The 13517-nt window shown below is 55.0% G+C and carries 9 protein-coding genes and 1 tRNA gene; 3 read left to right on the top strand and 7 right to left on the bottom strand.

The window, feature by feature from the left end; genetic code table 11:
* Positions 1 to 84: 84 nt before the first annotated feature.
* On the bottom strand, positions 85 to 729 hold the full coding sequence (locus ACVBAU_RS09215; protein WP_448325878.1) for a thermonuclease family protein: 645 nt from the start codon (positions 727 to 729) through the stop codon (positions 85 to 87).
* A gap of 354 nt (positions 730 to 1083) precedes the next feature.
* Here ACVBAU_RS09215 and ACVBAU_RS09210 point away from each other — a divergent pair, with 354 nt between their 5' ends.
* A complete protein-coding gene (locus tag ACVBAU_RS09210) occupies positions 1084 to 1911 on the top strand; it encodes an LEM-3-like GIY-YIG domain-containing protein (protein ID WP_448325877.1) in 828 nt (275 codons plus the stop codon).
* A 99-nt stretch (positions 1912 to 2010) separates the two neighbouring features.
* On the opposite strand, the gene ACVBAU_RS09205 is transcribed toward ACVBAU_RS09210, so the two are convergent.
* The 3 genes from ACVBAU_RS09205 to guaB form a co-directional block, all read right to left on the bottom strand.
* Positions 2011 to 3294, bottom strand: coding sequence for an McrC family protein (locus ACVBAU_RS09205; protein ID WP_448325875.1), 1284 nt, complete (start codon positions 3292 to 3294; stop codon positions 2011 to 2013).
* Complete coding sequence (locus tag ACVBAU_RS09200) at positions 3294 to 6095, bottom strand: AAA family ATPase (RefSeq protein WP_448325873.1); 2802 nt, start codon at positions 6093 to 6095, stop codon at positions 3294 to 3296. The genes ACVBAU_RS09205 and ACVBAU_RS09200 overlap by 1 nt, the downstream gene beginning before the upstream one ends.
* Before the next feature lie 265 nt (positions 6096 to 6360).
* On the bottom strand, positions 6361 to 7809 hold the full coding sequence (gene guaB / locus ACVBAU_RS09195) for an IMP dehydrogenase (RefSeq protein ID WP_138923454.1): 1449 nt from the start codon (positions 7807 to 7809) through the stop codon (positions 6361 to 6363).
* A 227-nt stretch (positions 7810 to 8036) separates the two neighbouring features.
* On the opposite strand from guaB, the gene ACVBAU_RS09190 reads away from it, so the two are divergent.
* Together ACVBAU_RS09190 and ACVBAU_RS09185 are read left to right on the top strand one after the other, a co-directional pair.
* The gene (locus tag ACVBAU_RS09190; RefSeq protein ID WP_448325871.1) at positions 8037 to 10073 is read left to right on the top strand and encodes an ASKHA domain-containing protein; all 2037 of its coding nucleotides are present in this window, start codon (positions 8037 to 8039) and stop codon (positions 10071 to 10073) included.
* Between the two features lie 88 nt (positions 10074 to 10161).
* Positions 10162 to 10235: transfer RNA gene (locus ACVBAU_RS09185), tRNA-Gly, on the top strand.
* Between the two features lie 72 nt (positions 10236 to 10307).
* Here ACVBAU_RS09185 and ACVBAU_RS09180 read toward each other — a convergent pair.
* From ACVBAU_RS09180 to ACVBAU_RS09170, 3 genes are all read right to left on the bottom strand, one after another.
* On the bottom strand, positions 10308 to 10913 hold the full coding sequence (locus ACVBAU_RS09180) for an extensin-like domain-containing protein (RefSeq protein WP_448325869.1): 606 nt from the start codon (positions 10911 to 10913) through the stop codon (positions 10308 to 10310).
* A gap of 197 nt (positions 10914 to 11110) precedes the next feature.
* Entirely contained in the window at positions 11111 to 12061 is a 951-nt protein-coding gene (locus tag ACVBAU_RS09175; RefSeq protein WP_448325868.1) for a L,D-transpeptidase family protein, read from the bottom strand.
* A gap of 98 nt (positions 12062 to 12159) precedes the next feature.
* On the bottom strand, positions 12160 to 13488 hold the full coding sequence (locus tag ACVBAU_RS09170) for an ATP-binding protein (protein ID WP_448325866.1): 1329 nt from the start codon (positions 13486 to 13488) through the stop codon (positions 12160 to 12162).
* Positions 13489 to 13517 lie beyond the last annotated feature (29 nt).

Genomic DNA, 13517 nt, shown 5'->3' with positions numbered 1-13517 from the left:
TACGTTGTTATCCGCTCGCTATCAGTTGAGGTCAAAGACCCGGAAAGGCTGCCACACCGCATCAGGCGGACTTGCTGATGGGTGTCAGCTTTGGGCCGTTCCTTCATTTCCCTTGCTTTGACCATTCTTTTGCGCGTCAAATTTTTCCCAAACATGCATGCGGCCTTTCTGACGTGCATCGGCAAGCCAAAGTTTCTTGCGGATGCCCGTGATCTCAAGATTACCGTATTTACCACCTGAGAACTTCGGCCAGTCGATAGCGAGCCCCAGCTTAACCATTTCCTCGGATAGGTCACGACCATCAGGAAGAAAGCACTTTGCGACTGTGCGGCCATATTCGTCTTCATCAGTAATCTCGGCGCGTATACTATGCCCCTTACACAGATTGACCATCGCCCATTTGGCCTTTTTGCCGTAGGGGTGATGTAGTTCAGGCGCATCGATCCCGTAAAGGCGCACTTGGGTCTTTTGGATCGTAATTGTGTCGCCGTCTGTAACGTATGCTGGCCCTTCCAACATGCGTGGCAGCGTGACCGAGTGAGCTGTCGTTTCATCGAATGCTTCGCCCCATGCTGGCGTATTAGACTGCGGCGCTTTTGGCTGCGCAGAAGAAGCAGATATGCCGCGAACTGTGTCATCGGCAGACGTCTCTTTAACGGGGTGAGTGTTTGACTTGGCCTTATGCCGATAAGACGGCTTGAACAGCGCTCTAAAAAGAAATTTCAACATAGCTCAACTATAGGAGGCAGTGCTACTCAGGGCAAACAAATTGAAAAGGAAGTACGAGCCAACATCATCAGTCTCTCGTTAGATTGAATATGTTCAGTGTTCCAAGCTCGGCGTTCGCCCAGCGATGGAATAGTTTTCCCTCAGCTAAAGTCCGGAATGACTGGCCGCATCGCAGCATTAAAGGTAATTAACGAACGGCAGCAATGGGACGTCCGCTACATAAGCGCAGTTTATACAATGTGTCGGCTTTGCCTAATTTTACTATTACGGTGCATCAACCGGCCCGATGCTGGGAATGTCTCTTGTGCAAACGATGAGTTCCTTCCATCATGGAATTCGTGAATAAACTGCTATTTGAAATTTAAAGTTATTGTAGCTGGGGTTGAAATGGACGCATTTCCTGTTGGCGTTGGAGAAAAGCTTAAATTTTATGTTTACCGTTTGATAGACCCGCGTAACGGTGAAACTTTTTACATTGGGAAAGGTAAAAATGACCGTATTTTTCAACATGCCAAAGCGACTAAATCTGCGGATGTCACGATAGACGTCGATACAAATTTTGATTTGGACGAACCTCGAGACGACGATAAGAGCCTAAAAATCTCCCGACTAAACGAGATTCATCGCGCGGGACTTGATGTCATCCACGTTGTCCATCGTCACGGCATCGAAGATCCGAAAACGGCATTTGAGGTCGAAGCTGCGCTTATAGACGCCTTTGCAGGGCTTTCAAATGTTTCAGGCGGCCATCACAGCACTGATCGCGGTCCAATGCATGCCCTACAAATCGCAGATAAATACGCCCTCCCTGAACTTGCCTTACGAGATGACAAACTCATTCTGATCAACATAAATTCCGCAGATCATGGCTCAACTGATGAGTTATTAGACCGCACAAGGTATGCGTGGCGTATCTCTCGTCAACGTGCCGAGAAAGCGCAATATGTCCTTGCGGTCATTCACGGCGTTGTTCATGGAGTGTTTGTTCCAACGATTTGGTATCCAGCTACGGCAGAGCATTTTCCTTCCGATCGGTTCGGTGCGACAGACCCACTTCGGCTCGGGTTTCACGGACTAAGCGCACCTGCTGGCGTATGGGAACATTATGTCGGACTACGTGGCAAGAGATTGCCTGAAGGCATGCGTCATGGTCAAAATCCAATACGGTACCATAATTGTTAAAGCTCAAGCATCCGCAAATATGGCTATCCTCATGCATGCACAAATAACATGACAGCGGTGACTAATCGACATAGATGAACGCGATTGCACCAATGCCACTTATTCTGTCATTACCAGTTTCGACAAAGATGCTGTTACCGTCGAGTGTCGTTGCGATACGTCAATGGTAGATATCAAGAGTTTTCTGGAGGCCCCAGCGGAGCCAATCGCATAAGCTTGTTGCGGCAGGGATCCCGATAGCCCTTGATGGTACGGATATAGCAGCATTACACGATCGCATTCGTATAGCTGTGAGTAAGCCATCATTTGATACACATCGCTTTGGTTGATCCCTTGCTTTGCATCCTGAATTCGGGGCGAAATGCGCTTCCATTTAGTGTCAATCACCATAACCACTTTATCCTGATGACGAATTAGGATGTCTGGACGCGTTCCAAATCGGCCTTGATCACCCTCAAACAAACAGGCTTTTTTGCCTCCTTGCGTAGAAATGCTGAACGAAGATCCTGCAAGCCCACGTTTGAGCAGCTTAGCGACGTATTCCTCGAAAAGAACATTCATTTCGAACAAGAGCGCGTGGCCGTTACTGTTCCCCGCATTTGTTGTTTGATGGCGATCGCCCAAAAGCAACCTCGCAAGTGAAAGTAACACGCGCCATCGGTCATTGGTGCGATCAAGAGTAATGCGGTCCCAGCGAAGCGCAGAAGGTGCCACGTCGGTGATGTCCGCATAGACAAAAGAGAGTTCGCGCAAAGACCGTAGGTTGTCTGCGGCCGTTGCGATGCGTGACAGCTTAATGATTGCAGCTTTCATGATGCGGTTGAGATCAATATCCGGAGATAGCTCATCATACTCGCACGCCAGATTCTGAGGCTGTGCGGCTAAAACAGAAAACTGCCTTGTGACATTCAGACGCCCGCGTAAGGCTGATAGGTCATCCGCGTAGGCAATGTAGCGACGGGGGATCCCGTGCCGCACGGCTTCGGTCATTTTGTGGCAAAATATCCTGATCAGGATCTCAAGCAGGGTATCGCGCTGCCACCCGAGACTCGCTTTTGCCTGTGCATCAATGCGAAGGTCGTGCGTCACAGACAGCATGTGAATGAGACGCCGACGTAATGCTTCTGGGGCTGCGTCTGCCTCCCCTGAGGCGTCAATTTTGGGAAGTATCTCAAGCTGGCAATCTGCAGCGGCAATCACCCCGACCACACCACGAGCACGCAGGTGTTTTCGGCGGTGTTCCAACACACCTTCACCATTGGTGCCTGAAAAATCCGAATTACGTGCTACTTTAGCCAAGCCGTCAGCCTGCCCATCGGATATAAGCTCGCCATCCGTACCAAAGGCAATCTTTTCCCATTCCCGGATGCTGATCTGGATCATCAGTTGGTCAATCGCGAGTAATCAAAGCCTTCATTTTCATTCTTAACAAACCAACGGAACCTTGTCGGGCCATCTGCGTCACCGTCCATACCTGGCGGTACCTTCAACAGCTCACGCTTCAGAAAGCCGCCTACAATTGAGCCATCATGTGCTTCGGCATCCCCCAACACAGCGGCAACCTTATGCCAGTCCTCGAAAAAATATTCTGCCAGCAGCGGGATCACCTTATGGCGCATTGCTTGGTCAACACCTTCACGTGACGCGCAGCCAATGAAATAGGCGTGCCCGATCCGATGATCGCGATCATACAGGTACTCAATACGATCGTTGATTACGCGTAAAATTCTGGGCAGGTCGAGCCCGCAAAGCTGTGCCGCGTCGCGGAGAGTTTCAGGGTCAGGTTCAATTTCTCTAAAGTCAAACCTTCGACGCAGCGCTGTGTCGAGAAGTGCAATCGAGCGGTCAGCGGTGTTCATGGTGCCAAGGATGTGAAGATTGGATGGCAATCCGAAATCCTCACCAGAGTAGGGTAGGCGTACTTTCAGCGCGTTTTCCATTCCCAACCGTTTGTCAGGCTCAATCAAAGTAATGAGCTCACCGAAAACTTTAGAGATATTGGCACGATTAATTTCATCAATAATAAGTACATGAGGTAGCTGGTCGAGAACCACATTTTCATTCACCCCGTTAATAAGACGGGTAAGGGCGGAAGTCTTAAGCTTGCTTCCCGCAAGACGATAGATCGAACGCATCGTGAAGTTCGAGTCGTAAACCTCTGATACAGGAAGTCCCTGACGATCCACCCAAAGCCAGTTTACAGCTCTTCGATGGCAGTATCTTCGATTGTCTCTTTGGTTGTACTCGTACTCTCCGGTAACTTCGCCAATTGCTCGGAACAGGCTGTTTCCCTTTGAAACTACTATAATATCTCCAACCTGAACTTGATTGCGGAAGGCATCAACAAGGGCGACCTGACCGGATTGCATCGTAACTGGCCCTTCGCGGCGTCCCTGTGATCTACATATTTCTAAAATTTCTTGTGGATCAGAATATTTCGGATCACTGAAATCAATGTCCTCCCATCCCAAGAGCACGTGGCCTTCGGTAATGGCTTCTTCAAACAGATATTCTTCGGAACTCGCGCCAGCACGCGCGATGGACATCTTAAAAACCTGTTTGCTCCCTAAGGAAATGTCGTCGTCTCCATTGGTTTCGGCTGCGCCGAACTGAGCCTGCTCAGCCATGCGCCGAATAATGCCTCGAACCGTTTGCAAGCGAAAACCGGATCCAGAACTGCCGTCGCCTTCCGCATCGGTGGTAGGTTGTCGGCCTTCAACAAAGTCTTCGTAGGACATCGATTGATGGAAGGTTACAAATTGGATTCGCTTTTCCGCTTTCAGGCGGTTGTATGCGGCCATAACAGACCCACGGTTCTGAGGGACCTCTTCGCCGCAAAGACGCAGTGCCTCTGTCGCTGTCGCATGTGTTTTGCCAGTGCCAGGCGGGCCGTACAGGATCAGGTTTTTCGCTTCTTGCATTTTTATTCTCTGTTCTGGCCGCGGGGTTGTCTCTGACAGGGCCGCCTTGAGAGAACCCATCAATTCGAATGTGAATTCCGTCGTACTGCTTGGTTGTGGTTCTGTGTGAGTGGGCCTGGGAAGGCCTGTCATTTGTTGAAGCTTTGGACCCAGAAGTGCGCTGCAAATATTTGGGTGTGAGTTGTGCAGACCTATTTCCTTCCCTAAATCCCCTGCTCTGATCGTAACGGACATCTGCCCCGTTTCCAGAGCGGGCTCGATGTGATAGTTCACAGCGCATGCTCGGATCCGGTCGGCATCTCGAATGAGGTGGCTATAGCGCTCTGGCGGCATTAAAGGAGTGTTCTCCTTATCGACGATAATATAGCCAGCATTGTGGAGGTGTGCTGCTGCTGCACCAGTTGACCATCCCCCGTTGAATTTGGTCTTTCTCAAAATAAAACCGACTAAGGGCTTTGTTGGATAAGGCACTTTTGCCGTATCCCTTGTCGAACGGACCCAAAAATCTTTTGGGTTGCCGAACAATGAAAATATTTCGGAATGCGTGCCCGTCTCTTCAAATTCATCGTAAGCCGCCATAGCAGATTCTATGTTTATGCGAGAAAATAACTCGGTTTGGTCCTGTTCTCGGCCGTGATCGATTAGTTCAAAGCCCAGCTCTTTCAAACGTTTAAAAGACTGGCTTTCACCAAATCCGTTGAAGAACTCCTTTGCCGTCAAAGCTAATCTTCCTGGCAATTTTGCGATAGCCGCAGCGACGATCGCCTTAGCTGGATACCGCTGCGGTTCATCATCGCTTAGTTCTACCTTAGCCATAGGCCGAAGTGTCCAAACTTGTGGCTTTGCAAAGCTGCGGTTCTGCAGAAATGCTTCAAGTCCTTCAGCGTCACAGTCGTCCATGGCAGAAACAACTTCATGTTTCGTCAAATCACGGAGATATTGTGAGTGTTCGAGTTTATTGGGCATAGATGAACTGTCGCGAATAAAGTCAGCGTAGAGGCTGATCGACTGACGCACGCTTGCCAGCCCGTTCCTCAGATTGCCATCAATCCGAACGGGCGATGGGTTCGGCGCATTTGCTCTCTCGTCTTCTGCGCCGTACTCGAACTGACGCAAAAGGTCTTCTAACTTCTGTTTATTTAGAACCTCATCCAAATCGCCCAGTGCTTTTTCAATGCGGCGCACTGTGCTAATTCTGGAACTGATCGATCCCTCAATCTGCCCCTGAGCTTCGAGCCACTTTTGAAATTCAGTTTCTTGCATCTCAAACTCTCAGTATTCCTGCTGGGCCTGCCGTATCCTTTACGGCTCCACTTTCAAAGGTATTTGGATCTGTGAAGAAAAGCTCTCCAAAGAAGCCCCATCCCCTGCATCAGTCATGGCGCTTCACTATCTCATTTTGCATCAGTTCGACAACTGATGCAGTGTCAAGTTCTGGGTTAGTTCCGTACAGTTCCCCTTTGGTTCCAAACAAAGGGCCGAAGCGACTTCTCGCCTCGGCCCTCTAAAACTTCAATAATATATGACTTTACCCGATGCGGTAGTTCGGAGATTCCCGCGTGATTTGAACGTCATGCACGTGGCTTTCAGACAGACCCGCGTTGGTGATCTTTACGAAGGTACAGTTATTGCGCATCTCGTCGACCGTGGCACAGCCGGTATACCCCATGGCCGCGCGAAGACCGCCAACCAACTGATGTACCACCGCATTGGCGGAGCCTTTGTAAGGCACCTGCCCCTCGATCCCTTCGGGCACGAGCTTGTCCGAGGCGGCATCTTTTTGGAAATACCGGTCGGCCGAACCGCGCGCCATTGCGCCAAGGCTGCCCATCCCACGATAGCTTTTGAAACTGCGGCCCTGATACAGGATCACTTCGCCGGGGGATTCATCGGTGCCGGCGATCATGCTGCCGACCATCGCGCAGGACGCGCCTGCCGCAATTGCCTTGGCAAAATCGCCCGAAAACTTGATGCCGCCATCTGCGATGATTGGCACATCGCCCGCCGCTTTGACGCAATCCATGATCGCGGTCAATTGGGGCACCCCAACACCGGCGACCATCCGCGTGGTGCAGATCGACCCCGGGCCGATACCGACCTTAACGGCATCCGCACCCGCATCAATCAACGCACGCGTGGCGTCGCCCGTGGCAACGTTGCCCGCAACGATCTGGACCGTGCTTGATAGCCCCCGCGCACGGCGGACGGCTTCTGCGACGCCGGCAGAGTGGCCATGCGCGGTGTCAATCACGATCATGTCGACACCGGCTTCCACCAAGGCCTGCGAACGCTCATAGCCCGCGTCCCCGACAGTCGTCGCTGCAGCAACCCGCAGCCGCCCAAGATCATCCTTGCACGCGGTGGGGTTCAGCACCGACAGCTCGGTGTCTTTCAAGGTCAGCAACCCGGTCAGCTTGCCATGCGCATCCGTGACCAACAGCTTTTCGATCCGGCGCGCCTTCATCAGGCTGATCGCCTCGTCCCGATCTGCGGGCTCTTGCAGCAAGGCCAGATTATCGCTCGACATCATCACCCGTACAGGCGTCGCATCGTCAGAAGCAAAACGCATGTCGCGGTTGGTTACGATACCGACGACGCGACCTGCTTCGTCCACCACAGGAAAGCCTGTGACCCGATAGCGTTCCTGCAACGCCTTGGCATCCGCCAGCGTTTGGTCGGGCCGCAGGGTGATCGGGTTATAGACGATGCCGGATTCAAACCGTTTGACACGGCGCACTTCCTTGGACTGTTCGTCGACCGTAAGGTTGCGGTGGATAACCCCCATGCCGCCCGCCTGTGCCATGGCAATCGCCATGCGGCTTTCGGTCACCGTATCCATCGCAGAGCTAAGCAGCGGAATGTTCAGCGCGATTGATTTGGTCACGCGGGTCCGCGTGTCAGCCGTAGACGGCAACACGGTGGATGCCGCTGGCACCAGTAGTACATCATCAAAGGTCAGAGCCTCACGAATCTCCATTTTGCACCTCGGCTTGCATGGGTTCATTTGGCGGTTTCATATTTCATGGATGGGTCGCATTGGAAAGACCCTTTTGCACCTTAACGACATTGTGCAACGCAGCTATGTCACCACGGCGTGCGCGCACAGAGGCGCACAGGCGCAGATGACCGGCATTATGCCGCATCGTGGCTTTCGCCTGCCGCCTGCTACGCTATGGTGCGGCAAAGTGTTGAGGATAAAGATAGATGAGCAACGATCCCCTTGTGGTATTCACGCCTTCGGGCAAACGCGGTCACTTTGCCAAGGGCACACCGGTGCTTACGGCGGCGCGGCAGTTGGGCGTCGATCTGGACTCCGTTTGCGGCGGGCGCGGGATTTGTTCGAAATGTCAGGTCTCTCCCGGCTATGGGCAGTTTTCCAAACACGGGGTCACCGTGGCCCAGGATGCCTTGTCGGAATGGAACAGCGTAGAGCAGCGGTATCAGGACAAGCGCGGACTGATCGAGGGCCGCCGTCTGGGCTGCCAGGCGCAAATCATGGGCGATGTGGTGATCGATGTGCCCGCCGAAAGTCAGGTCCACAAACAAGTCGTCCGCAAACGGGCCGAAGCACGCGATATCGTCCTGAACCCGTCGACCAAGCTCTTTTACGTCGAGGTTCTTGAACCCGACATGCACGACCCCTCGGGCGATCTTGAGCGTCTGTGCGATGCTCTGCGCGACCAATGGGAGCTTGAGAACGTAAAGGCCGATTTGCAAATCCTGCAAACGCTGCAACCCGCTCTGCGCAAGGGCGCATGGAAAGTCACAGTTGCCGTGCATTTGGGCGATGATGAAAACCCGCCGCGGATCATGCATCTCTGGCCCGGTTTCTACGAAGGGTCGCTTTACGGGGTCGCGGTCGATCTTGGGTCGACCACCATCGCGGCGCACCTGTGCGATCTGCAAACCGGAGAGGTCGTGGCCTCTTCGGGCGTGATGAACCCGCAGATCCGCTTTGGCGAAGACCTGATGAGCCGGGTCAGCTATTCGATGATGAACGAAGGCGGCGCGGCAGAGATGACCCGCGCGGTGCGCGCCGGCATGAACACGTTGTTTGACGAAATCGCCACCGAGAGCGGGATCGACAAAGGCTTGATCGTGGACGCGGTTTTCGTTTGTAACCCGGTCATGCACCACCTGTTTTTGGGGATCGACCCGTTTGAACTGGGGCAAGCTCCCTTTGCGCTGGCCACGTCGAACGCGCTGCGTCTACGCGCTATGGACCTGGACCTGAGCATCCACCCTTCGGCACGGGTCTATCTGCTGCCCTGTATCGCGGGCCACGTTGGTGCGGATGCGGCGGCCGTCGCCCTGTCGGAAGCGCCAGATAAATCAGACGATTTGGTGCTGGTCGTCGATGTGGGCACCAACGCTGAAATCTTGCTGGGCAACCGCGAAAAAGTGCTGGCCTGTTCCTCCCCCACGGGTCCCGCGTTTGAGGGCGCGCAGATCAGCAGCGGCCAACGCGCCGCACCCGGCGCGATCGAACGGGTAGAGATCGACCCCGTCACCAAGATTGCCCGTTTCAAGGTGATCGGCAGCGACCTGTGGTCTGATGATCCCGCCTTCGAGGCCGAGATTGGGGCCAGTGGCGTCACCGGCATCTGTGGCTCGGGCATCATTGAAATGGTCGCTGAAATGCGCGTCCACGGCATCGTCGACGCCCCTGGCCTGATCGGTACGGCTGAACAAACCGGATCGGCAAATGTCTTTGCCGACGGGCGCACCAATTCCTATCTGGTCTATGACGGCACTGCCGATGGCGGGCCACGCATCACCGTGACCAACCGCGACATCCGCGAAATCCAGATGGCCAAGGCCGCGCTTTACTCAGGGGCGCGTCTGCTGATGGATAAATTCGGTGTCGACAAGGTAGACCGCGTGGTGCTGGCCGGCGCATTCGGTGCGCATATCAGCCCTAAACACGCGATGATCCTTGGCATGATCCCTGACGCACCGCTGGACAAGGTCACATCGGCTGGCAACGCGGCGGGCACCGGCGCACGCATCGCATTGCTCAACACCTCAAGCCGAGCCGAGATCGAAGAGACGGTCCGTAACATCCACAAGATCGAGACCGCCATCGAACCGCGTTTCCAAGAGCATTTCGTCAACGCCTCTGCCATCCCCAACGCGGTAGAGCCCTTCCCGATCCTCAATAGCATCGTCACCCTGCCAACCGAGACGTTCAATACCGGCGGCGACAGCTCAGGCGGTACCCGCAGACGCCGCCGCCGCTGATTGGTGTTCTCAAGGGCAGCAAAGGGTGCGTCGGGCAAAAACCCCGCTTGACGCACCCGCCACATCGGATTAAGTCACCTCACGGCGCGCGGGTATGGTGAAAAGGTATCACGGCAGCTTCCCAAGCTTTAGTTACGAGTTCGATTCTCGTTACCCGCTCCAGGTCTTCCATTCAGTTTTGGTTATTCAGACAAGGTGTTTCGGCGCTGAATTTAGCACAGTTTTGGGCGATGCTTACTCTATCGCGCCACCTCCCTGTTCGCACAGGCGGTACCCCCGCGACCGTTCAATCACATCAAGATGCAAGTGGTCCGCATGCGAAGCGTTCGATCCCGGCCCCAGCACGGTCGAAAAATCCAGACAGGCTGACGCCCTTACAGCATCTTGGAACGCCTCGGCCATAGTGCCCTGCGCCTCGCGCGGTTCGACTGAGATGGGGGGACCCTCCGCGAAGGTGAACCCCATAACGTCAAACGCATTCCCGAAAGCATGCTCTGACAATTTCCCATCGGGTGCATTGTTGCGGCGTCGGCAAATGTAGCCGGACCCGTTTTGGATAGACACCAAAGCGCCACGGTCGGTCATGCGCCGCGCAGCAGGAAGAACGAAATCTCGGGTCCATGTCGCCAGCGCATTGACAGCAGGGCAGCGCATGGTGGCGGCGGGGGTAATTTCCACGCCCGGCGCAATCTCGCTCACGGTCAAGGGGCGTAATATGCCGCAATCGGTATCGTCGGTCGGAACGATGGGTGCCGCTTCGCTATAGGTGACCCCAAGCCCCTCTAGGTTTGCAAGACATGTGGCATAATCCGGATCGTTAAGCCGCAAGGTATCGCGCATTCCTTTGCCTCGTGGCTGGGAAATCGCGGGATCGATGGACCCTTCATCGGGCGTTTCGACCTCAGTTTCAGCTTCCGCGCCTGTATCTGCATCGATCTGCACCGTTGGGCGGGGAACAGGACGGGCTGAGCTGTCAGCTCCGGCAGCCAAAACGGCCACCGGTTCCAACAAACAAAGGACAAAAACCGCAGCCCGCATCAATCGACAAACACGACTTCAACGCCTTCGCTGACCATATGGGCCAATTCCTCGACGTCCCAGTTTGTGAACCGCACGCAACCGTGGCTTTCAGCGGTGAACAACGACGCCGGCGTGTCCGTGCCGTGCAGACCATAGGTTGGCTTGGACAGGTCAATCCAGACCGACCCCACCGGACCGTTCGGACCTGGCGGCAGTGTCAGCTGTTCCTTGACGCCATCGGCGACAAAATTGACATCCGGATTGTAGCTATAGGTGGGATCAATTGCCACGGCTTCGACGGTCATATTGCCGCTGGGGGACGGGGTTTCATCCGACCCGATGGCTACGGGGTAATTGGTCATCATGTGACCGTCTGCTGCGTAAACAACAGCGCGGCGTTCGGATTTTCGGATCTCGATCCGCGCGACTTCGCCTTCCATCTTTGGCCCCACATCGGCCACGGTCAGCGTTTCACCTGCGGTAAAACGCGCGCCGGGGTTCAGCGACTTCAAGAAATCCTCGTCCATATGAAAGCGCTCAGCCAGACGTTCGGACACGCTGGTATAGCCCAGCTTTTCCATCTTGGCCTTCTCGGCCACGTGTTCGGGAATGGAAGCGGTGAGGTCGCTGGTGTCCTCTTCGGTCACCGTGTATTGCATCAGCACGGAGGGCGATGCGTCCCCGCCAAGGGCCGACCACACTTCGGAATCCAACAATCCGTCGATCACAAAGCCTTCGCGCGCTTCAAAGCCGCGCAACGCGCTCTCGCTCATCGCGCCCTTATATCCATCGATGATCCCCGGAGAGATGCCGGCGCGGTCCAAAAGAACCTGCAAGACAACGGTGAGACCGGATTGACCGTCAGTCAATGCCCCCCCCTGATACGTGGTGGACGCGATTTCATCAGGGTTGACGGCAAAGGCGGGAGACGCCAGCAAAAACGGAAGGGCTGCAGTAACAATACGCATCAACATAATCCTCATTAATTTGAGTACCAACGCGCAAGGGGGTGTTTGGTTCAAGGTATCGAGAAAATGTTCGAATATGATGAACTCGGCTGTCCCCCTTATCGGGCGACGATAATATCGGCGCGCAGACCGCCAAGACTGTCCGAAGACCCCAAGCGCAGCATTCCACCATGAGCGCGGGCGATGTCCGTCGCGATGGCGAGGCCCAGCCCAACACCGCCGCTACCACTGTTTTGATTGCGTGCAGGATCAAGTCGAGAGAACGGTCGCACGGCTTCAATACGAAGGTCTTCGGGGATGCCTGGTCCGTCATCCTCGACCCTGATCCGTAACGTCTTGTCCGTCAGCAGCACCGACACCTCGGCCCGCGCGCCATACCGCACCGCATTCGAAATCAGATTATCCACTGCCCGCAAAATCGCCATCCGGCGCAGACGGACAGTGCCCGTCCCGTCCCCCTCGGGCGGCAGCAAGGTCACGTTGCGCCCCGCACGCTGCGCGTCTTCTACCGCGGTTTGCATCAGCGCGTGGGGGTCCAGCGCTTCGGCCTCGCCCTCGGCTGTGCCTTTTGCGAAATCCAGAAACGCGTCCAGCATCCCCTGCATATCGTTGACATCTTGTAACAGCGGCTCTGCATCGTCATCGTCTATCATCGCCAGCCCAAGCCGCATCCGGGTGAGCGGCGTGCGCAAGTCATGACTGACGCCCGACAACATCAAGGTCCGCTGTTCGATCTGCCGCTCGATCCGCGCGCGCATATCGACAAAAGCAGCCCCCGCCGCGCGCACTTCGACCGCTCCGGTGGGCGTATATGGCACATGTCGCCCCCGTCCAAAGGCTTCGGCTGCGCGGGCCAGACGTTTGATCGGGCGCAGCTGGTTGCGCAGATAAACGAACGAAATCAACGTCATCAAAAAGCCGAAGCTAAAGGTATACACAAACAGCTGATGGGGGTTTGACGCTGAAATACGGCGGCGTTCAAATTGGATATCCAGCGGGCCGAACCGTGACCGGGTATAAAGATGCACCCCCCCTGGTTGGGTCAAGTCGAGGCTCAAAAACGACGGCAGCTTACTCTCGAACCGCGCCACCATCACCCGGCCGGAATAGTCATACCATTTCATCCGGTTGCGCGACGGAATCTCGGCGGCGGAAACTGGGATAACGCGCATTTCGAGCACCGCGAGCTGATTTTGCACAGCGGCTGCAACGGCATCGGCTGTGGGGGCCGCCTCTACCAGCTGCATGACCAAGGCGACCTCGCGCAGGACCGTATCGGTCATCTGGTTGGTGACCCCCTCATAGTTCCGCTGCGCGAAGATAACGGTCATCACCAGTTGCAAGATCACCACCGGCAACAGCAAGATCAGGGCAGCACGCCCATAGATGCCGCGGGGCATATAACGTTTGAGCCAGACAAAGAACATGAGATAGACCTTAGCCAGCCCCCTGCCCC

It is taken from the genome of Sulfitobacter sp. M13 (assembly GCF_053474885.1).
Note: the sequence above shows the minus strand (reverse complement) of the source record. Positions and strands in the feature narration are given on the sequence as shown.

Bases quoted from the DNA above. Each gene is read 5' to 3' on its own strand.
- ACVBAU_RS09215 (WP_448325878.1), bottom strand. From the start codon at position 729: ATGTTGAAATTTCTTTTTAGAGCGCTGTTCAAGCCGTCTTATCGGCAT.
- ACVBAU_RS09205 (WP_448325875.1), bottom strand. From the start codon at position 3,294: ATGATCCAGATCAGCATCCGGGAATGGGAAAAGATTGCCTTTGGTACG.
- ACVBAU_RS09200 (WP_448325873.1), bottom strand. From the start codon at position 6,095: ATGCAAGAAACTGAATTTCAAAAGTGGCTCGAAGCTCAGGGGCAGATT.
- guaB (WP_138923454.1), bottom strand. From the start codon at position 7,809: ATGGAGATTCGTGAGGCTCTGACCTTTGATGATGTACTACTGGTGCCA.
- ACVBAU_RS09190 (WP_448325871.1), top strand. From the start codon at position 8,037: ATGAGCAACGATCCCCTTGTGGTATTCACGCCTTCGGGCAAACGCGGT.
- ACVBAU_RS09180 (WP_448325869.1), bottom strand. From the start codon at position 10,913: ATGCGCGATACCTTGCGGCTTAACGATCCGGATTATGCCACATGTCTT.
- ACVBAU_RS09175 (WP_448325868.1), bottom strand. From the start codon at position 12,061: ATGCGTATTGTTACTGCAGCCCTTCCGTTTTTGCTGGCGTCTCCCGCC.
- ACVBAU_RS09170 (WP_448325866.1), bottom strand. From the start codon at position 13,488: ATGTTCTTTGTCTGGCTCAAACGTTATATGCCCCGCGGCATCTATGGG.